This is a genomic window from Vibrio sp. JC009 (assembly GCF_029016485.1).
Classification (GTDB): domain Bacteria; phylum Pseudomonadota; class Gammaproteobacteria; order Enterobacterales; family Vibrionaceae; genus Vibrio.
On sequence record NZ_CP092106.1, the window covers coordinates 1,898,068 to 1,920,035 of the forward strand.

Consider the following 21,968-nt stretch of genomic DNA (forward strand, 5'->3'; position numbering starts at 1 on the left):
TTGTAGGGTTGGTTTTACTTAATCACAGGCTGCCAGTTCGCCACTGTCTGCCGCATACTTCATTGCAAAGTCAGCGATATCAGGTGCGATTTCCTGGAACTTGTCGCTTTTTAAAAACTCGGCTGATTCAGGATGCTTCTTACTGAATTTTTTAATGAATCGTTTCGCATCTTTTTTGAAGTAACGCTTCCACTCAACCTTCAGGTGCTGCGCTGCAAACTCCTGGCCGTTGTAGCCAAACAGTGGTCTTAAGTGCTCAAGATAAGCTTCCTGCCCCTTTTGGGCATCCGCCATAACACCGAATGACATAGCGGCAACAGCCATACCGATAACTAGTTTTTTCATAATCGTTCCTCTTTACCAGATTTTTAAATTCAAATTATTCATCAATTTCTTCTTTACCTGTAAGCATAGCTTTCATATGACTACTCAACTTCTCACCAAGCGTTATCAGGTACAAATGTGTCACTAAAAATGCAATCAGCATATACGCACAGAAGGTATGCACTGCTGCAACAAAACCGATATGGTCGATATATCCCGCTTCTCTCAGGTCCGGATAGAAGAAAAAAATCAGACCGGTAATCACCTGTACAGGCAGCACACCAAATACAATGCCGATATAAGCCAGTCGCTGAAGCGGGTTAAACTTATCCTCCGCTGTCATATGGTGCGGGTGCTTTTCACCCACAAATACGCCGTACAGGTAGTAACGCAGAACACCATCAATGCCGTGCATGGTCGGCACATATTGCTTCCAGTCACCTGTGGTAAATATCCAGGTGAAGATCAGCACCAGCAGTCCGGCCCAGATAAAACCACCGAAGTGGTGAAGCTCTGAACTGTCTTCAAAACCGAATACAGAAATCAGCCCGTGCAGCTCCAGTCCGGTCACGATAAGGCCGATAATCAGCAGTGCCTGAGCCCAGTGCCAGAAGCGTTCGAATCGTTTAAAAATTAATACTGTCTTTTTCATAGTTCTTACCCGTATTCCTTACTTCTGGTTTGCTTTTCTGCGGCGGATTGTCATGATTCTGATCAGTGAGTGCAGAATAACGCCAGCCAGACCACCGAAGATTGCCAGTGCACCGATAATCTCTACAATGCTATAGCTATCGCGGCCAACAAGGTAGAAATCGTTCAGACCATTCAGACGGCTCTCTTTGCTGTGGCAAGACTCACAGGCAACCGCCTGATCTGCCGGTGCGACCATGTGTTTGATTGGCCAGTAACCATTGGTCTCAATAAAGTCATAGTTGCCGCTGAACTCCAGATCATTCAGTTTTGCACCGGCTGCCAGGGCTTTATCCCAGTCAAGCTCGGTCCAGAATGCACCGGTTCCTTTCTTACCGTACAGCTTGATAGGCAGCATTTTATTTCGATCTTTATCATATGGCTGCTTACCTTTATGGATCTTGAACGGCCAGATTTTTGCTTCCGGATCACTGTAGTTACCGGTCGGCGGGTTAATATCGATAGGCGCATTAGCCGGGTCAATGGTGTCTTGGAAGGTCATCTGATCCAGCTCACCCTTATACCAGCGATATTCAGGAACAACGTTCTTGCCCCAGGTGAAAGTTCCCTTCTTACTCATGTAAGCGTGGTGCTCTACGCCATCAAAAACTTCATCAATAACATAAGGTTTGCCATCTTTAGTTTTACCGGCTGTAGACCAGTCCCAGGAAAGCTTGGTCAGATATGGACCACGGGCCATTTCCGGAATATGACAGGATGCACAGGCAACCTTAGATGTGTGGTTATCGATTTCTCTGTCGTTATGCGGTGTTTCACTATGGCAGGATTCACAGGAGACGTTGTTACCTTCACGCTCTTTACGTCCCATGTTCAGTTCATGGTCAATGTGTGCCTTACGGTCGTAATACCGGCCCGAGATTTCGTGCTCGCTTGCCGTGTGACAGTCCTGGCAGGCAAAGTTCAGCTTGTCCGGACTCATATGCACATCAAGCGCGAACTCCGGATTGACCAGTGACATATCGGTATCGCCGTGTTTAACACCGTTACCGCCGCCACCGTTGGCGTGACAGGCCAGGCAGTTCTCCCGGTCAGGCGTACCAACGTGCTGAGCGACATAAGAAAGGTCTACCGCTTTTTGTACTACCTCACCTTTTACTACTTTATCTTCGTAGTACGGGTGACCGGAGGAAGCGCCGTTCTTTTTGTAGGTGCCTGTTGTGTCGTGACAGACAAGGCAGTCTACATTCTCTTCTTCCTCAAGGTCGAAATCTTCATTACGCCAGCCATAACCCACATGACACTGAGTGCAGCTTTCGTTCCCTCTGGCTGATACGCAGTAGTTGTTAAACGCGTTTTGCGATTTACCCACCATCACGCCATCGACTTCTTTGGCCCATGTCCAGTGGAAGGTGCTGTGGATCTGCTTGGCAGACTCGGTATGACATTCAATACAAGCCAGAGTTACATCCGGCGCATAATCGAACTCTTCATGCAGTGATTCGAAAGTTGAATGATCTGCTGTGCTGGCTATTGATGTCGCCTTTTTCTTACTGACAGGTACTGCTTCAGCTCCCGAAGCAGTAACCAAACCACTCCATAAAACTAAAATCCCTGCGAACAATGTAATAATTTTTTTCATTATTTAGTATCGCCCTAATGGTAGTGAATCCCGTATTCGACAAAAAACCGACGTCAAAATTTAGTCAACACTAATGCATACATTACTTTATTATTTTTTTTCTAATATACAAGCAATAACCGCACAAAGCTCGGGGAAATAACCACAAAGAGTTAAACCTTTAGGGTAGATCACACTATAACGCTTAGCTGATATTTATTCGCAAATGGAGTAATACCAATACCAGTAATTAGCTGTTCAGTGATTGCGCAGGAAAAATCGCTAAGAGCAAGGCAAAATTTGCAGTAACTAGTGGGTCTAATTACAAAAATTTTAACGCAGCTATTAGCGATTTTGACAAGCAAGGATGAACAGATAATTGCTGGGATTGGTATAGATGTATTTGAACAAATAATGTTCAGGCAGGGGGCGTATCCAGCTTTGAAAAGCGTCCTGCAATATCAAAACCGCAATAGCCGCACTTCCCTTCCAGAGTGATTTCATTGCTGCTTAGTTGATACCAGTCGCGCTTAATTAACCGTTTTCCGCAGCCCGGACAATAAGTGCTGTCTGCATCAACATTGTGAACATTTCCCACATAGGCATATCTCAGGCCATTTGATATTGCTATCTCTCTGGCTCTGAGCAGTGTGGATTCCGGCGTGCGGGGAGTCGTTAACATCTTAAAATCAGGATGGAAGGCACTGAAATGAATAGGCACATCCGGCCCCAGGTTATCGCTGACCCAGCAGCACAGCGCCTCCAGTTCTTCATTGCTGTCATTCTCACCGGGGATCAGAAGCGTTGTAATTTCCAGCCAGATATCGGTTTCATGTTTCAGGTAAAGCAGACAGTCCAGAACCGGAGCAAGATGGCCCGAGCAGAGCCTGCGGTAAAATTTCTCTGTGAATGCTTTTAAATCTACGTTGGCGGCATCCATATCTCTGAAGAAGACGTTAGCAGGTTCCGGGTTAATATAAGCCGCAGTGACTGCAACATTTTTTATACCCAGTTCACGACAGGCGCTTGCGGTATCTGCTGCGTATTCAAGAAAAATAACCGGGTCGTTATAGGTATAGGCAACGCTGGTGCAATTTCGCTCCTGAGCCAGACGGGCAATGCTCTCAGGAGAGGCGTCTGCGGATAACAAACTGGTTTCGCGAGACTTGCTGATATTCCAGTTCTGACAGAATTTACAGCCGAGGTTGCATCCGGCAGTACCAAAAGAGAGCACTGAGCTGCCCGGATAAAAATGGTTTAACGGCTTTTTCTCGATGGGGTCAATGCAGAACCCGCTGGAGCGGCCGTAGCTGGTAAAAACGATCTCTCCATCGCACGCTTCTCTTACAAAGCACGCGCCTTTTTTTCCGTCTCGCAGAGTACAAAACCTCGGACATAAGTCGCAAACAACCAGACCGTTTTCGTTCCGGTGCCAGAATTTTGTTTTAATCCTGCTTTGACCCCTTCTGTTGCATGTTCCGGACATGTGGCAGCTCTTTATATTATCTATACTTTAGGTATAGCAGGTCTGATACTAATTCAGGCAATTATCTGACCAGCTCATTGCCTGAGTTATACCAATACCAGTCATTAGCTGTTCAGTGATTTCTGGGGTTGGTATTAGTATAAGGAAGTGAATTATGTCCAGTGAAATGGTACGCAAAGCGGCGGTTGCCGGGCGTTTTTATGACGCCTCCCCGCAAGTGCTGATTAAGCAGTTTAACCAGTGGTTTAAAGAATCAACCACAGATATCGACCATGTGCGCGGCCTTATTGTTCCTCACGCCGGGTATATGTTTTCCGGCCCGACCGCAGCTAAAGCCTATTTTAATATCGTAAAACACGCCAGCCATATCACCCGGGTGATACTTGTGGGGCCGAGCCATAAATATTACTTCCAGGGCTGCGCATTACCGAAATCCAACTACTTCGAAACCCCGCTTGGCAATGTTCCGGTGGACACCCACCTTAGGGCTGAACTGTCCCGGGATACCAATGTGATGCTCTCCGACCAGATGCACAGCGACGAGCACTGCCTGGAAGTGCAGTTGCCCTTTATTCAGTACGCTCTGTCCGGCGCCACTGTTATGCCGGTTTTAACCAGCAATATCTCGCCCAAATCACTTTCCTTATTGCTGGAGCCATTCTGGAATGAACAGACTCTTGTTATCATCAGTAGCGATTTAAGTCACTTTCACTCATACAGCGAAGCTCAAATGCTCGATAGCGAAACCTGCGAGCAAATTGAGCACTTTGACTCCACACTCAGCCCGGAACAGGCGTGTGGTGCCACCGGCATTAACACTATGCTGCTAATGGCAAAATCCAGGGACTATCACCTGCATAAACTTGAACAGATTAATTCAGGTGACAGATATACAGATAAAGAGAGAGTTGTAGGATACGTGAGCTATGTCATCTCAGAAACTTAATCAAAACGAGCTGAACCTGCTTGTGGATCTGGCCCGTAATAGCATCCGGGAGTTTCTTTTCCAGGAAAACAGCCCAACGCCGCAAGTCAGCAAATACCCCGAAACTCTTGCAGAGCCTGCAGGCTGTTTTGTCACTTTGAAAGTATCAGGCCGGCTTCAGGGCTGTCTGGGGACGATTTTACCCAGAAAACCTCTGGTTGAAGAAGTACATGAAATGGCCATTGCGGCCTCGCATCGCGATCATCGCTTTAGCCCTCTGGCTAAAGAGCAGTTACCGGATCTTACTGTTGAGGTTTCCGTTCTGACCCGGCCCTCTGAGCTTAAGGTGGATAGCGAAAAAGGTCTGATTGACTATCTGACCATAAATAAGGCGGGAGTCATCCTTTCCCAAGGGTACCATCAGGCGCTGTTTCTGCCCCAGGTCTGGGAACAATTGCCGGAGCCGGTTGATTTTCTGAAACACCTTAAACTGAAAGCCGGATGGCAGGCTGATTACTGGTCAGACGGAATGCGGGTTGAAATATTTGAAGTGATTAGTCTGGAAAAAGACTACTAAGCCCTGAAACCAAACTCCCCCAAAAAAGGGGGAGTTGAAGATATTAACAATAATTCTGCCTGATCACTCTTTTAAAGTCCGCAACAGAGCGTATCGACATATCGTGAATTCGTAGCTTGCCTTCGTCCAGTTTGATTTCAGTATGCTCAGCAAGGTCATCATAGATGTCTAATGGCACGCCATTTTGTTCAGCCTGAAGGTGGACGCGTCTGCAGTCTCCTTCCGGTGCAAACTCAAAACTTGCTGACTGAACTGACAATCCGATCAATTTTGGCTCGTGCAAGCCAAGGTCAATTTGATTTAGCGATGGGTTTAATTCGGCTTCGGGGAAAGCCTGGTTAAATATAGCTTCTATTTTTTTCTCAATATTATTCATTTAATTCTCCTGTCCAACGACGTACCGGACTCACTCTTAATGAAGAGAGGGGGGTAAGTGTCATCATAACGATTTGTTAAATCATCGTTGTGATCTGGACAGCAAAATGTAAACAAACGCAGAGTTAAAATGTTCGTTTAAGGTTTCCAGGCTTGCAAAGCTCTTTCGTTTTCGAGAATTATCGAATCACAAGGCTCTTCAGGAACCTTGATACTGGCAGCCAGGTCTTCGGGAATATCCGCTCTTCGTTCCATCACCATTTTGTACCCGTCGATTCGGTGTACATTGTTCAGGATAAAAGATTTGAGCTCTTTGTAATCCCGCTCTGTAAAACCAGAGCTGTAAAAACACTTCTCAGCGGTCACCAGTTGCTGCCACAGCGTTACCTGGCGGGCAATTTTCGTTTGTCCTGCATCCGTTGCCACCCGGTCGATTGCCTTGGCAAGCTGAATATATATGGATCTTCTCTGGGGGGAAGTCGGGAATTTGTAGGCGATAAAGACTTCAATATCGTCACGCAGCAAGTTGCCGTTGCGATCGCCATCTTTCGGATTCGTGGGCAGAACCTTAATAAAATCAGGCATCACAGCAAGTTGCGCATCAGAGAGTCTGGGCAGTTCGACATCTATCAACTCAGATTCATCAAACAGAGGCGGCTCTTCAACCTCTTCGACTACCGGAGCTTCCTCCGAAGGAAGTTGTTTAACCACAGGCTCACTTTCAATCTCGATACCAAAAATGGCAACAAGCAACAAGATGACAATGGCTAAGCCCCAGATTATAAACTTAAATGCTTTCAACGCGGACACCGTTATTCATAGCTAACTCTATATAACTATAACAGCAACAAAGAAATTGTGGTGGCCTGATAATCTTGTTTTTAGGCCGGAGATAAATTTTGTGAATGTTACAACATGAAATATTGCTATATAATGGCCGAAGTATTAGATGAAAAATTTATCAATTTAGGAGCAATTTATGACCGGCAGCCTTTCTGCACAAGACGCTCAGATGAGCAAAGAACTCGTTAACGCCTTTGGCGGACAGACTAACATTTCAAAACTGGACGCTTGTCTTACCCGCCTGCGCGTGACTGTTAAAGAGTTTGACGCGGTAAATCAGGACAAACTAAAAGAGCTGGGCGCTATGGGCGTTGTATTTGCCGACGGCATCGTACAGGCGATCATGGGCAAGCAGGCTGATGAAGTAAGAGCCAAGATGAAAAGCTGGATGGAAGCGCATCCGGAATCCAGCGTTGCAGGTGCAATCATCGAAGCATTTGGCGGCTCTGAAAACATCACTAAAGCTGACGCATGTCTGACTCGCCTGAGAGTTGATGTGAATGAGACTGAAAAAGTAGATCAGGACAAGCTAAAAGAGCTGGGCGCTATGGGCGTTGTGGTACTGGATAAGAATGTTCAGGCTATCTTTGGCAAGCAATCTGATCAGCTTAAGAATGATATTTCCAGCATTATTGCTAAGTAATATTTCAATTTTTTAACCCCGCTCTGCGGGGTTTCTTTTATACCCGTCACATTGACAAGGTCAGTTTACCCGGGTTGCTTTCTTCAATTTTTCTCAGCGCCAGACCATCCAACTGAACGTTGGCAAACCAGAAAGGCTTGTGCTTATCTACAAATGCGTTGCTTCGCTGCATAATGTCGTAGATTGAGTAAGTTCTTGCCTGCCCAAGAGCGACACCATGAAGTGTTCTTTCCAAAATGGGGACATCATCTAAGTCCTCAATCAGAGCGGTTCTCAGGTGAAAAACCTTTCTATCCCACTCTATATGTTCAACAATGTTTCTGGTCAGCACTTTTTCTAACTTATGAATTATCCGGGGCAGAACTGACAGCGTTGGCTTAACTTCTGTGCAGGCAAAGTACTCATCCATCATTTCGTTTTCACGATAGTTCTGCATCACATCAACAAGGGCATCTTCAAAAATCTGGCTGAAGTAGTTACAGATGGCAAACATGCCAATTGTCCGGATGACTCCCAGAAGAACACCTTCATCCGGCTCTTTGTAGCCTGCGGCTTCAAGCCTCATTCTGGCCACATTAGATGTAACCACAGTATGCTGCCACATCTTAGGCGCAATCAGCTTGGTGTTTTTGTCCGCCCAACGCAGCAGAGGTCTGGCCATCAACACAGGAAAGAGTTTTCTGCAATTTTCGATTCCGATATAGCCGATAGCCACTTTGGGATCGTTGATACTCTTAGGTGCCTTCCCCATCAATTCGCAAAATTTTTGATTTCCGACCAGATCCAGAATGCTTCCACGAAGTGAATGGCTAAGCGTTGTAAGAGTGCCCAGCTTGGTAAAGGTTAATGAAGCAGAGTAAGCGAAAGAAGCGAAATGGGCAAAATCGGGGAAACCCCAAAGTAACTTTGGAACATCAAGCTGAGCCAGCCTGGTGGTCATCATTTTCTCGGTCTCCAGTGCTACTCTGGTAACCACTTTATCAATAACCTGCTGCCTTTCTTCTATCTGAGCCTGCCTCTCGATGACCTTCAGCTTTTCACACTGAAGAAGAATACGCTGGTTTTCAGTGACCCTCTCTTTCTCTTCAAAGATCACAGAGTCACAGTACCGTCCCTGCAGGCTCAAAACACTGTCAACATCGCCCTGATCGACGAGGTATTTCATACTTACCAGCCAGGTCGAGTAGCGTTCATTGGTCTTTTCGGTGATTTTTCTTGCTACTTCCTTGGCCTGCTCGTTGTAGCGTTTATCACTAAAAAGCAATTCCGGGGAGCGAGTTGAGGTCAATGTCAATATCCTAATTATCTATTATGCACTTAGTAAGACTAGCTTTATTAGCAATCTCTATTACATCATATTTTGAATCAATGTCACGTTAAATATTGACCACTCAGTCAATAGGATTAACAAACCGCCAACAAAATAGCGCTGTATTAATCATAGCTCACAAACGTAAAAATGCGGGTATCCCCTCTTTTTCACAATCATTTTTTCTAATTATGTAAGTAAATTTGAAATATTTTATAAATCAATTTGTTATGATTTTGGTATAATATTTAGGCTTTAATCGTTTTCATGAGACTTCTGCATCTTTTTCTTAACAATATGCGGAAAAATACTTGAACCTTCTCACGAAATCGATTACAAATTAGTCGTTAGGATTGGTACAAATTAGGATACAAAAATGATTAAAAAGCGCTTTTTCAAAACTAAAGACGAAGTCGAAGTTACTTTTGAATGGCCTCAGGGAGAAGAAAGCAGTGTAGCTATCGCTGGTGACTTCAACGACTGGACTGCACAACCTATGAAACTGAATAAGAAAGCTAAGGCTTTCACATTCAAGACAAGGCTACCTAAGAACGAGAACTTCCAGTTCCGTTACTGCATTGACGAAGACTCATGGGAAAACGATCCTGTAGCAGACGGCTATGTAAGCAACCAATACGGAAGCGACAACAGCCTGATTTCTACAGTCGCTGAATAAGTCAACATTATTCCTGTAACGAGCTCATTGGTCCCCCAGTGGGCTCGTTTTGTTTTCCCTTATCGGGACAGGCACCTTAATCCAATAAGGACAGACGCCTTTAGCCAAGACAGCCAATGCTCTTCCAACGAGGACAGGCACTCTAAATTGCTCTAAATTGCTCTAAATTTTCAACGAGAACACATCTTATCCCTTCAAGAGAGATTCTATCTTTTCTGAGAGTTATAGAGGATTACAATTCAATAAGCTGAAATGATAATTATGACATCAGCGCACATGCCAAAATCAAACTTCTAAAAGTTTGTTGATATTTCTGGAAGGGAAATACTCTAGCAGGTTAGTTTAAAGCATAACCAACGACTCTTGTCCGATTAAGCTTAGGAACTGCTCTCTCAAGATTCCGCTTTTGGCCGACCAACACTGCTCGCTTACTTTCAAGTCGGGTACAGACTTGCAGCCAGGCGCTGGAATCAGTGCGGAGTCTGTCCATAATGGGTGGTTGCTGGCTATCAATACTCAATTTGTTTTCACGCAACTGACGACCAGTCCAGTCAACCAACTCTATATAGTCAAAAAGCGAAAACGAAATACCCTCATCCTTGTCGCCGCCTCTGGTGCCGGTAAATGGGAACAAGCAGGCAGGAGTAGCCTGAAAGCGTGACAAACAATCTATCCGCTCTTTTATTGATGTATGCTCCGATTCTTCCGGTACCTCTGCAACTCCAGCCCGGACCGGGTTTAAATCCACATAAGCCATTGCCGACAGCAATGCTTGTTCATCCATCAGAGCCTGACTTTTAAACCTGCTTTCCCAGAAATGCCCTTTACATTTATCTTCGCTATTGGCCTTTTGGGCAATATCCTGGTTTAACTCTTTCATAAACCAGCTCAGATTTGACAGCCTCTCTCGCCAACTCTCTACGATTTCCTGAGCTTTCAAATATTCAGCTTCCGATTTAAGCTCCTTATCTACCATTTTCTGAATAAGGTTTGGTTGATGATGCAACCCGGACCAACGCTCTATCACTTCCTGACAAGTCAGTTTTTGAGCTTTACGACGATTTAAGTGCACCACCAGGTGATAGTGATTGCTCATCACCGCATATGCACAAATGTCAACACAATACACTCTGGAAAGATCTTTGATTCGCCCTTCGATCCACTCCCGACGATGCTCGTAACATCGCTGCGATGTTTCATCAAATCCACATAGATAGGTTTTACGTACGCACCGGGAAACTACATGATAATAAGGTGTGACATCTGGGTTTACCTGACGGCTTCTGGCTGTTGTCATGAGATTCTCCTACAAAGAAATCTCACCAATGATAACTAACCAAAGCAAAGAAAGATTAACAACGTTAATGCATTACGAGACAAACAGCATAATCCTGCAACACCCAGTTTTCATTTCATGGGGTGCCTGTCCTCATAAAAAGCATGAGGCGCCTGTCCCTCTAAAGAAGAGGAGCAAGATCGAAAAAGCCCCGGCATTTCTACCGGGGCTTTCTGAATTTGGAGCGACACACGAGGTTCGAACTCGTGACCTCAACCTTGGCAAGGTTGCGCTCTACCAACTGAGCTAGTGTCGCAAATGGAGGCGCGTCCCGGAGTCGAACCGAGGTCCACGGATTTGCAATCCGCTGCATAGCCACTCTGCCAACGCGCCTTTGTATCTCATCTCTGGAACGCTGTGTTCCTCTTGAGTACGGGGAGGCATTTTACGGATTCATGGAGATGAGTCAACACTATTTTTCAAATTTTGTATTGTTTGACTACTTTACGCTCAATAACGGTAAAGCTGTCTATTTTTATAACGATAAGTGCTTAATTTTCGCCAGGATAACTAAGATAAATTTAGAGATAAAATTAAGCCTCCCCTTTTATGGGGAGGCTTAAAAAGGAAAACCTTAGTGAACCGGTTAAAAATCTGAATTATTGGTTCTCTTCTGCCAATAGATCATCTTTTGCTGCAGCAAGATACTGAACCATAGACCAGTAAGTCAGAATCGTCGCCACATACAAGGCCACATAACCAACCCATATCATCCACTCATCATAGCGCCAGACCAGAACAACAAGCGCAAACATCTGCGAAGTAGTCTTAACTTTACCGACCCAGGAAACGGCAACATTAGAACGCTTACCAATCTCAGCCATCCACTCTCGAAGCGCAGAAATAATAATCTCACGCGCAATCATAGTAAGTGCCGGAATCGTTACCCAGATACTGGCAAAATGCTCTGTGATCAAAATAAGCGCAGAGGCAACCATCACTTTATCAGCAACCGGGTCTAAGAACGCACCAAAGCGCGACGTCTGCCCGAGTTTTCTTGCCAGCATCCCATCAAAGTAATCCGTCACAGCTGCAATAGCAAAAACCAGTGCTGCGACAAAAGGAGACCAGCTATACGGCAGATAAAAAACGACAACAAATACCGGTATCAGTATCAGTCTCAGAAGAGTAAGAATGTTAGGGATGGTTAAACGCATATTTAGTGCTCAATGCTTAGTGATTATTTATACCCAAGCAACCTCACAAAACGTTTAATAGCCACACATTCTGAAGTCACTTGGGTATAACCCCACAATGGTGCGCCAAATTCGCTATTGTTTCAATGCCTGATGTATTTTTTCTGCTAATGAATAGCTTATCCCCGGCACTTTGCTTATATCTTCAGCACTTGCCCGCTTAAGCTCCTGTAATCCGCCCATATATTTAAGAAGTGCCTGTCTGCGCTTTGGCCCTACGCCTTCAATACCCTCAAGCGGGCTCGTTCTGCGCGTTTTGCCTCTTTTGGCTCTGTGACCGGCAATGGCATGGTCATGACTTTCATCGCGGATATGCTGGATAAGGTGCAAAGCAGGTGCATCAGAAGGCAGGTTAAACTCTTCGCCATCCGTTGTTATCAGAGTTTCCAGACCCGGCTTTCTGGTAACGCCTTTGGCAATACCAATCAGACGCGGACGCTTCGGCCAGTCCAGCCAGTGCTGAGAGATGATTTCATGTGCGCGGTTTAGTTGCCCCTTACCACCATCAATAAAAATGATGTCCGGAATCTTTTCCACATCAATCTGCTTACTGTACCTGCGCTCCAAAACCTGTCCCATCGCAGCGTAATCATCGCCGCCGGTTATTCCGGTTATGTTGTAACGACGATACTCCTGCTTAACAGGCCCCTCGTTATTGAACACAACACAAGACGCGATGGTGCTCTCGCCCATGGTATGACTGATATCGAAACACTCCATACGGCGAATAGATTCCATTCCCAGTTCATCCTGCAACGCATTGAACCGCTGGTTGATGGTCATCTTGTGGTTAATTTTGGTGGTAATTGCCGTCAGAGCGTTGGTATTTGCCAGCTTAAGATATCTTGCCCTGGTCCCCGCCGGACTCTGATGGAAATGTACTTTTCTGCCACCTAGCTCAGATAAGGCTTCCTGAAGCGGCTCAATATCATCAAACAACCCGCGATTCAGAATAATTCGCGACGGAATAGTGCGGGACTCGTTTTGTCCCAGATAGTACTGGCTAAGGAAGCTGTAAAACACTTCCTGCTGATCCGTATTGTTCGGTATTTTCGGGAAATGGCTCCTGCTGCCCAGGATTTTTCCCTGGCGTATCATCAGAATATGGATACAGGCGATGCCATTCTCCTGGGCAAAGCCCAGCACGTCCATATCATCCATGCTGTCTTCAGAAACAAACTGCTGCTCCTGAACACGGCGTATGGCCTGGATCTGGTCTCTGTACTTAGCTGCCTGCTCGAACTTCAGGCTCTGACTGGCCAATTCCATCTTCTCAACCAGTTGCCCTACTACCTGAGTATCCTTGCCCTTTAGAAACAATTTCACATAATCGACAAGTTCCCCGTACTCATCATCACCTATGATATCCGGCACACAGGGAGCAACACAGCGGCCAATCTGATACATCAGGCACGGGCGAGTACGGTTGCTGTATACCGTATCCTCACACTGTCTTACCGGAAATATTTTCTGGATCAGATGAAGGGTTTCTCTGACAGCGCCCGAGTCAGGGTATGGGCCAAAGTATTCGCCCTTTTTCTTTTTCGCACCTCTGTGCATGGAGATACGCGGATGCTTATGACCGCTAAGAAAAATATAAGGGTAAGATTTATCGTCCCGGAGAAGAACGTTGTACTTAGGCAGGTACTGCTTGATATAATTATGCTCAAGGATCAGCGCTTCTGTTTCCGTATGAGTAACGGTGACGTCGATCTTTGCAATATGACTGACTAACGCTTTAGTCTTTTCGCTATCTATGGTTTTACGAAAATAACTGGAAAGTCGTTTTTTGAGGTCTTTTGCCTTGCCTACATAAATGATCTCAGCCCCGGCGTTATACATTCTGTATACACCGGGCTGATTAGTAACCGTTTTAAGGAAGGCTACCGAATCGAATGTTTGTGTCACAACAAAACCATTCTAAAGTGATTCGGTATCCAGCATGCCATGACGGATTGCTAAGTGAGTTAACTCAACATCGCCATTGATGCCTAATTTGCTAAATAATCGGTAACGGTAGCTGTTTACCGTTTTAGGGCTTAAATTCAGCTGTTCGGAAATATCCGTCACCTTCTGCCCTTTAGTGATCATCAGCATTATCTGCAGTTCGCGTTCAGACAGATCTTTAAACGGGTTTTCAGATGCGGGAGAAAACTGACTCAACGCCATCTGCTGCGCTATTTCCGGAGAAATATAACGCTGCCCACTGTTAACCACACGAATGGCATTAACCATTTCGTCAGGACCTGCTCCTTTAGAAAGGTACCCCGACGCTCCGGCCTGCATCACTTTCGTTGGAAACGGGTTTTCTGTATGAACAGTTAAAACGATGATCTTGATGTCCGGATTGACACGCAAAATCTTCTTGGTTGCTTCTAAGCCGCCGATACCTGGCATGTTCATATCCATAAGAATGACGTCAGCATGGTTATTGCGACACCACTTTACAGACTCTTCACCGCTGTCAGCTTCCCCTGCTACTTTCATTCCACGGACGTCTTCAATAATACGTCTAATCCCTGTGCGAACCAGCTCGTGATCATCTACAAGGAAAACATTAATCAAACTTGTATCTCCACACAACTAACATTGGTTCTGCTTTCTTCGGAAAACCGTAAAGCATTAAATTGCTATCCTAACTCATTTTCCTATAAAAAACTTTAGAACAATATGCGCTATCACTCAAAGTTTTACGAAAACATATTTATTATCCATGCAAGTAAGCTATTGATTTAGCCCTGATAAAGGCCAATTCCGATCAAATAATAAGCTTCAAACATATTTTCTGCAGACACACTACCCTGTGATATGGAAAATTACCAATAATAATTGCTACTATGGCTCAACTTTTTTCACCAAGGGGCAGCTCATTGAACATAGGCGAAGGTTTTGTATTAACCCGACACACAAGGGAAAGAGGCGGAAAAAATCAGATAGAGTTCTGGATAAATACGCCAGAAGGCCCGGCTCAGCTGTTAATTCAGAATGAAAGACCTGTCGTTTTTGTCCATCAGTCCGACCTGGAGAAAATTACCGGGATTATTCAGTCACACCGCCTGAGTATCGAGCTGCAACCCATTGAGTTAAAAACCTTCCGCCAGCATGCCGTCGCCTCCTGCTACAGCGCGACAGTTACGGCAATGAATCAGTTTGTCTCTGCGCTAAAATCGCAGGAAATTCCCTGCTACGAATCAGATATAAGACTGACAGAGCGCTACCTGATGGAACGCTTTATCTGTGGCAGCCTTGAGTTTACCGGAACTCAGCAAAATATGGGGCCATGGCAGCAGTTCAGCCAGGTCAAATGCCGGAAGGGTAGCTATCACCCTACCCTGAGCTATGTCTCCCTCGATTTTGAGTGCTCAGAAAAAGGGATACTCTATTCTGTCGGCCTTGCCAGCGCCATGGACAATCGCGTCATTATGGTCGGCGAGCCTGAGCCCGCCTCAACAAATATCCAATGGGTAAAGACCGAAAAAGAACTTATCCTTGAGCTCTTTAACTGGATTCAGACCTACGACCCCGATCTGATTCTGGGCTGGAACGTTATCGACTTTGATTTTCGCCTGCTGGCAAAACGCGCCGAATGGCACGATATCAAACTGGCTATTGGCAGGGGAAATCAGAACGCCTATTTTCGCCAGTCATCTAACTCAAATCAGGGCTTTATCTCCATCCCCGGACGCGTGGTTCTGGACGGTATAGATACACTAAAAACCGCCACCTATAACTTCCGTTCATGGTCACTTGAATCCGTTTCTCAGGAGCTGCTTGGCGAAGGCAAAGAGATCCACAATGTTCACGACCGTATGGATGAAATCAACCGTATGTACCGTGAGGATAAGCCTTCACTTGCCAAATACAATCTGCAGGACTGTGTACTGGTAAACAAAATTTTTGAGAAAACCCATCTTATTGAGTTTGCTATTGAGCGCAGCAAACTGACAGGCGTAGAGTTAGACCGGCTGGGTGGTTCAGTTGCCGCTTTCACTAACCTTTATCTGCCTCAACTGCACCGTGCTGGGTATGTCGCTCCCAACCTTGAACCGGAAAACTGGCTGGCCAGCCCCGGCGGTTACGTGATGGACTCCATTCCCGGTCTTTACGATTCTGTGCTGGTGCTGGATTTTAAAAGTCTTTATCCCTCCATCATTCTCTCTTTTTTGATAGATCCTATGGGGTTGGTAGAAGGGCTGATGCAAGAGGCCGGTCCAGAGTCCCATCAAGCAGTAGAAGGATTCCGGGGTGCTCAGTTTCACCGTGAAAAACACTTCCTGCCTAATATGATTTCAGATTTATGGGCTGCCCGTGATGTGGCGAAAAAGAATAATGAAAAGGCCTTTTCTCAAGCCATCAAAATTATCATGAACTCCTTTTATGGTGTGCTTGGCTCATCCGGCTGCCGCTTCTTTGATTATCGTCTGGCCTCTTCCATTACCATGCGTGGCCACGAAATCATGAAGCAGTCCAGGAAGCTGATAGAAGAAAAAGGCTATCAGGTGATTTATGGTGACACCGACTCCACCTTTGTTTCTCTGAATCATGCCATGCCTCAGTCAGAAGCAGACAAGACAGGCAATGAGCTTACCGCTTATATCAACACCTGGTGGAGAGAACACCTGACTAAAGAGTACGGGCTGACCTCTTTCCTTGAACTGGAATACGAAACACATTACAGAAAGTTCCTGATGCCGACCATCCGCGGAGCTGATACAGGCTCGAAAAAGCGCTATGCCGGTCTGGTTGGTGAAGGCAAAAACGAGCAGTTGATCTTCAAGGGCCTGGAAAGCGCCCGCACAGACTGGACGCCCCTTTCACAGGAATTTCAGAAGAACCTTTATCTGATGATATTCCACGGCAGTGATCCTGCCGGATATATCCGCGAATACGTTGAAGCGACCCTTGCGGGCGATTACGATGATAAACTGATCTACCAGAAACGGCTAAGAAGAAAGCTCAGCGACTATCAGAAAAACATCCCGCCACAGGTTCGCGCCGCCAGAATGGCCGATGAGATCAACCAGAAACTCGGCAGACCGCTACAATACCAAAACCGTGGCCGGATTGAGTACGTCATCACCATCAACGGCCCGGAGCCGGCAGAATACAGGCAAAGCCCCATCGACTATCAGCACTATATCGACAAACAGCTAAAGCCGGTCGCCGATGCCATTCTTCCGTTTATCGGGCTGGACTTTGATGCGCTGAATGCGCCTCAACTGGGTTTGTTCTGAGTTTAACCAATCTTAAACTCTGTTTTCTTATACGCCTTCACCAGCCAGTCGCCGTAGCTGTCCAGCAGGCCGATTACCGAACGTTTAGGTATCGCCTTACCGCTGAGCAGTATCTCCAGCCGGCCTACTTCTGTCTGCTTTTCCGGGTGATATTCCAGAAAGTGCTGTCCGCACTCAACCGGGTCATCAAACCAACGTTTGTCTTTATGCATAATCAATGAATAGCTGGCGCGAAGCAGCTTTTTCGCAATCACCACCTGATGGTATGCCTGCTCCTGCGGTGTTTCAGACTGAGCAATTTTTTTCCGGTACAGAGTCAGCCACTCTTCCACATCCATATTCCAGTATTTGGCTATCTCCCAGCTTGGCTCAAATTCACCAAAGCGGGTGGCAAGGTCATCACCATAAATACAGACACAGCAATGCTTTAGCATAAAGCCCCAGGTGAAAATGCTCTCCAGATTAAGGATCTCTTTTGCAGGAGCATACTGAACCGACAACCCGCTGACATAGGGATAAGCGCGTTTAAACCGCCACTTAACCGTACTTAGCAGCGAATTAAACTGAGCATCAGGTTCGTTGTGAGAAACAATAACCACATCCAGATTCGAGCGCCCTTTCACCGCCGTTTTACGCGCAACGCTTCCAAACAGATATACGCTGTGAAGGTTACTTCCCATCCCGCCCCTGAGATAACGAATCAGATCTTTTATCACCGGAATATAGGCACTTTGAAAAGGGTCTCGCGGGTCAATAATAGGAAGTGTGGAGGACATATTTAGAAAAAATACCTGAGTATTAATAAACAACTGTTAGATATCATATTCACTTGAGACTAGAATTCAATCCAGAGGTTGAAATTTAGGATTTTTGACCCTATTAATAGCGGACATCTTGGGCAATGTGGCACCAGAGATAATCTGCCAAGTTGCAATACAAGTAGATTTATACATAAAAACTGAGTCGAAAGGACAATACTGATGCCAAAGGCAAGTGATATCAAAAAAGGCTTTGCAGTAAGCCTGAACGGAAAAATTCTGCTGGTTAAAGATTTTGACATTACCACTCCGGGTGGACGTGGCGGTGCAAAGATTTACAAGTTCCGTTTTAAAGATCTGGCAACAGGCGGAAAGGTTGAAGAAGCATTCAAGAGTGATGAAATGCTCGATACCGTTGAGATGACTAAGCGCAACGTGATGTTCTCTTACATTGACGGCGATGAGTACATCTTTATGGATAATGAAGATTACAGCCAGTACACCTTCAAAGAAGAAGATATCAAAGACGAGCTTCTTTACATCAATGAAGAGACTCAGGGCATTCAGGCTGTTCTTATCGATGGCAACGCTGTTGGCCTTGAGCTTCCGGCTTCTGTAGATATGGTGATTGAAGAGACTGATCCTTCAATCAAAGGCGCTTCTGCTTCTGCTCGTACTAAGCCTGCCCGTTTTGCTACCGGTCTGACCATTCAGGTGCCTGAATATATCTCTACCGGTGAAAAAGTGAAGGTTAACACCACTGAAGCTAAATTTATGGGCCGTGCTGAATAAGAGTTTATTATGTCTGACAATGCTAACGAACTGATGTCCTACGACGATGCCATTGACACTGCGTACGATATCTTCCTTGAAATGGCTCAGGACAATCTTGAGCCTGCTGACGTGATTATTTTTACCGCTCAGTTTGAAGACCGCGGCGCCGCAGAGCTGGTAGAAACCGGCGATGACTGGCAGGCCGAAGTCGGATTTGAAGTAGATAAGGAAGTCTATGCTGAAGTTCGTATCGGACTTGTGAATGAAGAGTCAGACGAGCTTGATGAAGTCTTCGCCCGAATGCTGATAAGCCGCGATCCTGAGCATAAATTCTGTCATATGTTCTGGAAACGCGATTAAGCTTCTTAGTTCTGCTCACTGGTGGCCTCTGCCAGTGAGCTTATTCTCCCGCTTCTATCTCTTTCCAATAGAATTTATTAAAACCAATTAATGCTTTTGCCGCACTAAATGCTCAGGGGGCAAATAACATTTCTGACTTTGTTACTTTGATATTTTTTGCAAAAATCAAAAATCGATCTTGAGGTAACAATGAACTCATCAACCGTTGGCATCCACGACTCCCGCATTCAAAAAGGCACACAGGCGTCTGAAGTCTCTTCCCGTGAAATCAGCGCCGCATTTAAGCTATTTGAAACCCGACTTAAGCCTGGTTGCGCGCAGCTACTTGACCTGAACCGGATCCTGTTAAAGACAGAGCGCAGCCGGCGAATTAAACAGACGCTAAATCGCCTTCTGTGGGTTAGCGGACTTTCAACTCTGGTGATTATTGTCACTTACCTGACTACCGGGCTAAATCTGGTTACGGTTGTCGGATTGCTTATCGCCTATTTTGTCGGCCTGATTCTGCATAGCAAGTTTTCACCGGCCGCTGCGACTTCAGATGAAGAGCACCAGCTATACGATCTGAACAATCAGCTAAGAGAAGAAATTTTATCCACCGAGCAACAAAACGATGGCCTGATTTTCAAACTGCTGGATACTACCGAGCTTGAGGGAGAAGCACGTTCAAAAGGCTTTAAGCTGGAAAGAAGTGAGATAGATGAGTATCAGCTGGACGGAAGTGGTTTGTATCAGTATCTGGATGCTATGAATTTGGTTATGGAGCATAAATCACAGCTTGAGGCGCGATTGTAATGGGTAATGGGCTATGGGCTATGGGCTATGGGCTATGGGCTACCATGATTTTTATCTTCATCACCATTAGTCAAGAAATCACGTAATATTCTTGTCGCTTAAAGTAAAAAAAGGTGGTCACAACGACCACCTCTTATACTGAAAGCTGACGGCTGATAGCTTATTATCAAGCGCTACAACACTTAGAAGCCCCACCCGTCATATCAACAGGCTCCGAAGGCGGTTTAATCGCCTTCTCCTTCACAACCAGCTCACCCAGTTGATCCCAGCGATAGGTCGGGCCGTCCATGCAGACTAAGTCATCAGCCACGTAGCAGTGACCGCAAAGACCCACACCGCAATGCATTCTGCGCTCCAGTGACAGCCAGATACACTCTGACGGATGACCATGCTGCGCCATAATTTTACAAACCGCTTCCATCATCCCTTCCGGGCCACAGGTCATCACATGGTCAAAAGGCCCCTGCTTTTCTTCAATAAAGTGCAGGTTGTCCGCCAGTTTGCGGCCATGCATATAATCGCCCTTTGCGTTATCAATATCGTCCACCGCCTGATAAAGCGTACACTGACTTTCCCAGCGGGCGCGCTCTTCCTTCATGACCAGCATGGCTTCGTTACGGGCACTGAAGTAAACCACTGGTTCAGAGCCCGCGGCAATCAGGGTGTCGACTTGCGCTGCGACCGGAGCAAGTCCCACACCACCGGCAACCACCAGTACTTTTGTCCCTTTGAGATCAGGCCAACCTTTACCGAAAGGCCCGCGAGCCCCCAGCAAGTCTCCCTCTTCATGCAGGAAAAGGGCGTCCGTTAAGGAACCGATACGGCGGATCAGCGCATTAAAGCGACCGTTCTCATCCGGCATACTGGCATAAGTAAATGCAGCTTCACCAAAGCCGGGAATGGACAGCATAAAGAACTGCCCCGGCTCAACGACATCAGGGTTGGCGAAATCCGGCAGACCGCGGCTTTGATCCGCAGCCTCAAAAGTGAAGTGTTTGATATCTTGTCCGTCCTCATAAACTCTCACCAGACGGATAGGTTGTGGCGTTAAATCAAGCATTTGAAATCTTCTCCATAATGGAATGCACTCCTACGGAGCCCGGACAGGTTGTTTCACAGCGTCCACAACCGACGCAGCCATAACGGCCCATTCTCTGAGCAATATCTTCAGAGAACTTGTGGTACCAGTAGCGGTACATTCGCTTACCAGCCTGCGCAGCCGGGTTTGCGCCGCTTGCTTCCTTCTGGAAACCTTCCAATAGGCAGGAGTCCCATACCCGCTGGCGGACATAACCCTCATCCTGTTTTACATCATGCGTGGTGTAACAGCTACAGGTCGGGCAGACCTGGCTGCAACCAGAGCAACTGATGCACTGGTGTGCAAAGCGGGCCCAGTGCTCATCCGGTACCGCACGGGCATTGATTCGCTGAATGCCATTGATGATGTGGGTATCACTTTTAAACTCAGCCTCGGTATGACGGCGGTTCATTTCACGCCATGAGCTCCAGCTGCTGTCTGCCGGGCGCAAGTCCATTCCGGAAACCGCGGCACGGCCTGCATCACTGCTGCAAATCAGCCACCAGCCCTGCATATCGCCGCCAATACTCGGCATCGGCGTCAGAATCAAATCTGCGATTTCATCTTTTACCTGAGGGCCGGCATCCACACTGCGGCAGAAACCATTTTCACAGGGAGCAGAACAGTCGATACCTACCAGCAAGGTGTTTCGTCTACGCTCCTGATAATACGGATCCTCTTTAAAATGCTTATCCAGATAGGAAATTGCCGTTAAATCACAGGCTTTTACCCCGAACAGTACCTGCGCACTGTGTTCTGGTTTGGTTGCATTAAAGGTTTCACCATCAAAGTAAAACAGATCTTCACGCTCAGAGAAGAACAGACCTTTCGGTGACATCAGAGGTCTTAGCTCAGGGTCAAAATGGGCCACTTCTCCATGAGCAATCGCTTCCCAGTTACTGTTGCCTGTCCCTTTATCCACCGGCTGATATACTTCATTTCGCAGCGCCAGCCAATCCCGGAGGTGTTCAATCCGGTCCAGTTCATATACGTACATGTTTATTTCTTCC

The 21,968-nt window shown here is 46.2% G+C and carries 22 protein-coding genes, 2 tRNA genes and 1 pseudogene; 9 read left to right on the forward strand and 16 right to left on the reverse strand.

Annotated features, from left to right (window positions below):
- Positions 1–18: 18 nt before the first annotated feature.
- From L3Q72_RS08445 to amrS, 4 genes are all read right to left on the reverse strand, one after another.
- A complete protein-coding gene (locus tag L3Q72_RS08445) occupies positions 19–345 on the reverse strand; it encodes a hypothetical protein (RefSeq protein ID WP_275129509.1) in 327 nt (108 codons plus the stop codon).
- A gap of 34 nt (positions 346–379) precedes the next feature.
- Positions 380–976 carry a cytochrome b/b6 domain-containing protein gene (locus L3Q72_RS08450; protein WP_275129510.1) on the reverse strand — a complete coding sequence of 199 codons (597 nt, stop codon included), beginning with the start codon at positions 974–976 and terminating at the stop codon, positions 380–382.
- Between the two features lie 18 nt (positions 977–994).
- Positions 995–2,614 carry a tetrathionate reductase family octaheme c-type cytochrome gene (locus tag L3Q72_RS08455; RefSeq protein ID WP_275129511.1) on the reverse strand — a complete coding sequence of 540 codons (1,620 nt, stop codon included), beginning with the start codon at positions 2,612–2,614 and terminating at the stop codon, positions 995–997.
- A 397-nt stretch (positions 2,615–3,011) separates the two neighbouring features.
- A complete protein-coding gene (amrS, locus tag L3Q72_RS08460) occupies positions 3,012–4,079 on the reverse strand; it encodes an AmmeMemoRadiSam system radical SAM enzyme (protein ID WP_275129512.1) in 1,068 nt (355 codons plus the stop codon).
- 154 nt (positions 4,080–4,233) lie between these two features.
- On the opposite strand from amrS, the gene amrB reads away from it, so the two are divergent.
- Positions 4,234–5,025 (forward strand): AmmeMemoRadiSam system protein B, encoded by a 792-nt coding sequence (gene amrB / locus L3Q72_RS08465; protein ID WP_275129513.1) that lies wholly within the window; start codon positions 4,234–4,236, stop codon positions 5,023–5,025.
- The gene (amrA, locus tag L3Q72_RS08470) at positions 5,006–5,581 is read left to right on the forward strand and encodes an AmmeMemoRadiSam system protein A (protein WP_275129514.1); all 576 of its coding nucleotides are present in this window, start codon (positions 5,006–5,008) and stop codon (positions 5,579–5,581) included. Before amrB ends, amrA begins: the two co-directional genes overlap by 20 nt.
- A 43-nt stretch (positions 5,582–5,624) precedes the next feature.
- On the opposite strand, the gene L3Q72_RS08475 is transcribed toward amrA, so the two are convergent.
- On the reverse strand, positions 5,625–5,957 hold the full coding sequence (locus L3Q72_RS08475; protein ID WP_275129515.1) for a hypothetical protein: 333 nt from the start codon (positions 5,955–5,957) through the stop codon (positions 5,625–5,627).
- 137 nt (positions 5,958–6,094) lie between these two features.
- Positions 6,095–6,757, reverse strand: coding sequence for a hypothetical protein (locus tag L3Q72_RS08480; protein ID WP_275129516.1), 663 nt, complete (start codon positions 6,755–6,757; stop codon positions 6,095–6,097).
- A 211-nt stretch (positions 6,758–6,968) separates the two neighbouring features.
- Here L3Q72_RS08480 and L3Q72_RS08485 point away from each other — a divergent pair.
- Both L3Q72_RS08485 and L3Q72_RS08490 read left to right on the forward strand, forming a co-directional pair.
- Positions 6,969–7,136 (forward strand): annotated as a pseudogene (locus tag L3Q72_RS08485) (glucose PTS transporter subunit EIIB); the annotation flags it as partial.
- 3 nt (positions 7,137–7,139) lie between these two features.
- Positions 7,140–7,442 carry a glucose PTS transporter subunit EIIB gene (locus L3Q72_RS08490; protein ID WP_275132090.1) on the forward strand — a complete coding sequence of 101 codons (303 nt, stop codon included), beginning with the start codon at positions 7,140–7,142 and terminating at the stop codon, positions 7,440–7,442.
- A gap of 46 nt (positions 7,443–7,488) precedes the next feature.
- Here the strand turns inward: L3Q72_RS08490 and L3Q72_RS08495 are convergent, their stop codons facing one another.
- Entirely contained in the window at positions 7,489–8,706 is a 1,218-nt protein-coding gene (locus L3Q72_RS08495; RefSeq protein WP_275132091.1) for an HDOD domain-containing protein, read from the reverse strand.
- Positions 8,707–9,127: 421 nt separating this feature from the next.
- Here L3Q72_RS08495 and L3Q72_RS08500 point away from each other — a divergent pair, with 421 nt between their 5' ends.
- Positions 9,128–9,427: an isoamylase early set domain-containing protein gene (locus L3Q72_RS08500; protein ID WP_275129517.1), complete on the forward strand. Its 300-nt coding sequence runs from the start codon at positions 9,128–9,130 to the stop codon at positions 9,425–9,427.
- Positions 9,428–9,764: 337 nt separating this feature from the next.
- On the opposite strand, the gene L3Q72_RS08505 is transcribed toward L3Q72_RS08500, so the two are convergent.
- From L3Q72_RS08505 to uvrY, 6 genes are all read right to left on the reverse strand, one after another.
- Complete coding sequence (locus L3Q72_RS08505) at positions 9,765–10,724, reverse strand: transposase (protein WP_275129518.1); 960 nt, start codon at positions 10,722–10,724, stop codon at positions 9,765–9,767.
- A gap of 219 nt (positions 10,725–10,943) precedes the next feature.
- Positions 10,944–11,019, reverse strand: a tRNA-Gly gene (locus L3Q72_RS08510).
- A gap of 3 nt (positions 11,020–11,022) precedes the next feature.
- Positions 11,023–11,096, reverse strand: a tRNA-Cys gene (locus L3Q72_RS08515).
- A gap of 266 nt (positions 11,097–11,362) precedes the next feature.
- On the reverse strand, positions 11,363–11,920 hold the full coding sequence (pgsA, locus tag L3Q72_RS08520; RefSeq protein WP_275129519.1) for a CDP-diacylglycerol--glycerol-3-phosphate 3-phosphatidyltransferase: 558 nt from the start codon (positions 11,918–11,920) through the stop codon (positions 11,363–11,365).
- Positions 11,921–12,034: 114 nt separating this feature from the next.
- The gene (gene uvrC, locus L3Q72_RS08525) at positions 12,035–13,867 is read right to left on the reverse strand and encodes an excinuclease ABC subunit UvrC (protein WP_275129520.1); all 1,833 of its coding nucleotides are present in this window, start codon (positions 13,865–13,867) and stop codon (positions 12,035–12,037) included.
- 12 nt (positions 13,868–13,879) lie between these two features.
- A complete protein-coding gene (uvrY, locus tag L3Q72_RS08530) occupies positions 13,880–14,524 on the reverse strand; it encodes a UvrY/SirA/GacA family response regulator transcription factor (RefSeq protein ID WP_275129521.1) in 645 nt (214 codons plus the stop codon).
- Positions 14,525–14,829: 305 nt separating this feature from the next.
- On the opposite strand from uvrY, the gene L3Q72_RS08535 reads away from it, so the two are divergent.
- Positions 14,830–17,193, forward strand: a complete 2,364-nt coding sequence (locus tag L3Q72_RS08535; protein WP_275129522.1) for a DNA polymerase II — start codon at positions 14,830–14,832, stop codon at positions 17,191–17,193.
- 2 nt (positions 17,194–17,195) lie between these two features.
- Here L3Q72_RS08535 and L3Q72_RS08540 read toward each other — a convergent pair whose 3' ends face one another.
- The gene (locus L3Q72_RS08540; RefSeq protein WP_275129523.1) at positions 17,196–17,969 is read right to left on the reverse strand and encodes a nucleotidyltransferase domain-containing protein; all 774 of its coding nucleotides are present in this window, start codon (positions 17,967–17,969) and stop codon (positions 17,196–17,198) included.
- Between the two features lie 204 nt (positions 17,970–18,173).
- On the opposite strand from L3Q72_RS08540, the gene yeiP reads away from it, so the two are divergent.
- From yeiP to L3Q72_RS08555, 3 genes are all read left to right on the forward strand, one after another.
- On the forward strand, positions 18,174–18,743 hold the full coding sequence (gene yeiP / locus L3Q72_RS08545) for an elongation factor P-like protein YeiP (protein WP_275129524.1): 570 nt from the start codon (positions 18,174–18,176) through the stop codon (positions 18,741–18,743).
- Between the two features lie 9 nt (positions 18,744–18,752).
- Positions 18,753–19,085, forward strand: a complete 333-nt coding sequence (locus L3Q72_RS08550; RefSeq protein ID WP_275129525.1) for an HI1450 family dsDNA-mimic protein — start codon at positions 18,753–18,755, stop codon at positions 19,083–19,085.
- Between the two features lie 189 nt (positions 19,086–19,274).
- Positions 19,275–19,880: a hypothetical protein gene (locus tag L3Q72_RS08555; protein WP_275129526.1), complete on the forward strand. Its 606-nt coding sequence runs from the start codon at positions 19,275–19,277 to the stop codon at positions 19,878–19,880.
- A 166-nt stretch (positions 19,881–20,046) separates the two neighbouring features.
- Here L3Q72_RS08555 and L3Q72_RS08560 read toward each other — a convergent pair whose 3' ends face one another.
- Positions 20,047–20,940, reverse strand: coding sequence for an oxidoreductase (locus tag L3Q72_RS08560; RefSeq protein ID WP_275129527.1), 894 nt, complete (start codon positions 20,938–20,940; stop codon positions 20,047–20,049).
- Entirely contained in the window at positions 20,933–21,955 is a 1,023-nt protein-coding gene (locus L3Q72_RS08565) for a 4Fe-4S dicluster domain-containing protein (RefSeq protein ID WP_275129528.1), read from the reverse strand. The genes L3Q72_RS08560 and L3Q72_RS08565 overlap by 8 nt, the downstream gene beginning before the upstream one ends.
- Positions 21,956–21,968 lie beyond the last annotated feature (13 nt).

Bases quoted from the DNA above. Each gene is read 5' to 3' on its own strand.
- L3Q72_RS08445 (WP_275129509.1), bottom strand. From the start codon at position 345: ATGAAAAAACTAGTTATCGGTATGGCTGTTGCCGCTATGTCATTCGGT.
- yeiP (WP_275129524.1), top strand. From the start codon at position 18,174: ATGCCAAAGGCAAGTGATATCAAAAAAGGCTTTGCAGTAAGCCTGAAC.
- L3Q72_RS08500 (WP_275129517.1), top strand. From the start codon at position 9,128: ATGATTAAAAAGCGCTTTTTCAAAACTAAAGACGAAGTCGAAGTTACT.
- L3Q72_RS08555 (WP_275129526.1), top strand. From the start codon at position 19,275: ATGAACTCATCAACCGTTGGCATCCACGACTCCCGCATTCAAAAAGGC.
- L3Q72_RS08560 (WP_275129527.1), bottom strand. From the start codon at position 20,940: ATGCTTGATTTAACGCCACAACCTATCCGTCTGGTGAGAGTTTATGAG.
- L3Q72_RS08455 (WP_275129511.1), bottom strand. From the start codon at position 2,614: ATGAAAAAAATTATTACATTGTTCGCAGGGATTTTAGTTTTATGGAGT.
- pgsA (WP_275129519.1), bottom strand. From the start codon at position 11,920: ATGCGTTTAACCATCCCTAACATTCTTACTCTTCTGAGACTGATACTG.
- amrA (WP_275129514.1), top strand. From the start codon at position 5,006: ATGTCATCTCAGAAACTTAATCAAAACGAGCTGAACCTGCTTGTGGAT.
- L3Q72_RS08475 (WP_275129515.1), bottom strand. From the start codon at position 5,957: ATGAATAATATTGAGAAAAAAATAGAAGCTATATTTAACCAGGCTTTC.
- amrB (WP_275129513.1), top strand. From the start codon at position 4,234: ATGTCCAGTGAAATGGTACGCAAAGCGGCGGTTGCCGGGCGTTTTTAT.
- L3Q72_RS08540 (WP_275129523.1), bottom strand. From the start codon at position 17,969: ATGTCCTCCACACTTCCTATTATTGACCCGCGAGACCCTTTTCAAAGT.
- L3Q72_RS08505 (WP_275129518.1), bottom strand. From the start codon at position 10,724: ATGACAACAGCCAGAAGCCGTCAGGTAAACCCAGATGTCACACCTTAT.
- L3Q72_RS08550 (WP_275129525.1), top strand. From the start codon at position 18,753: ATGTCTGACAATGCTAACGAACTGATGTCCTACGACGATGCCATTGAC.
- L3Q72_RS08450 (WP_275129510.1), bottom strand. From the start codon at position 976: ATGAAAAAGACAGTATTAATTTTTAAACGATTCGAACGCTTCTGGCAC.
- amrS (WP_275129512.1), bottom strand. From the start codon at position 4,079: ATGTCCGGAACATGCAACAGAAGGGGTCAAAGCAGGATTAAAACAAAA.
- L3Q72_RS08565 (WP_275129528.1), bottom strand. From the start codon at position 21,955: ATGTACGTATATGAACTGGACCGGATTGAACACCTCCGGGATTGGCTG.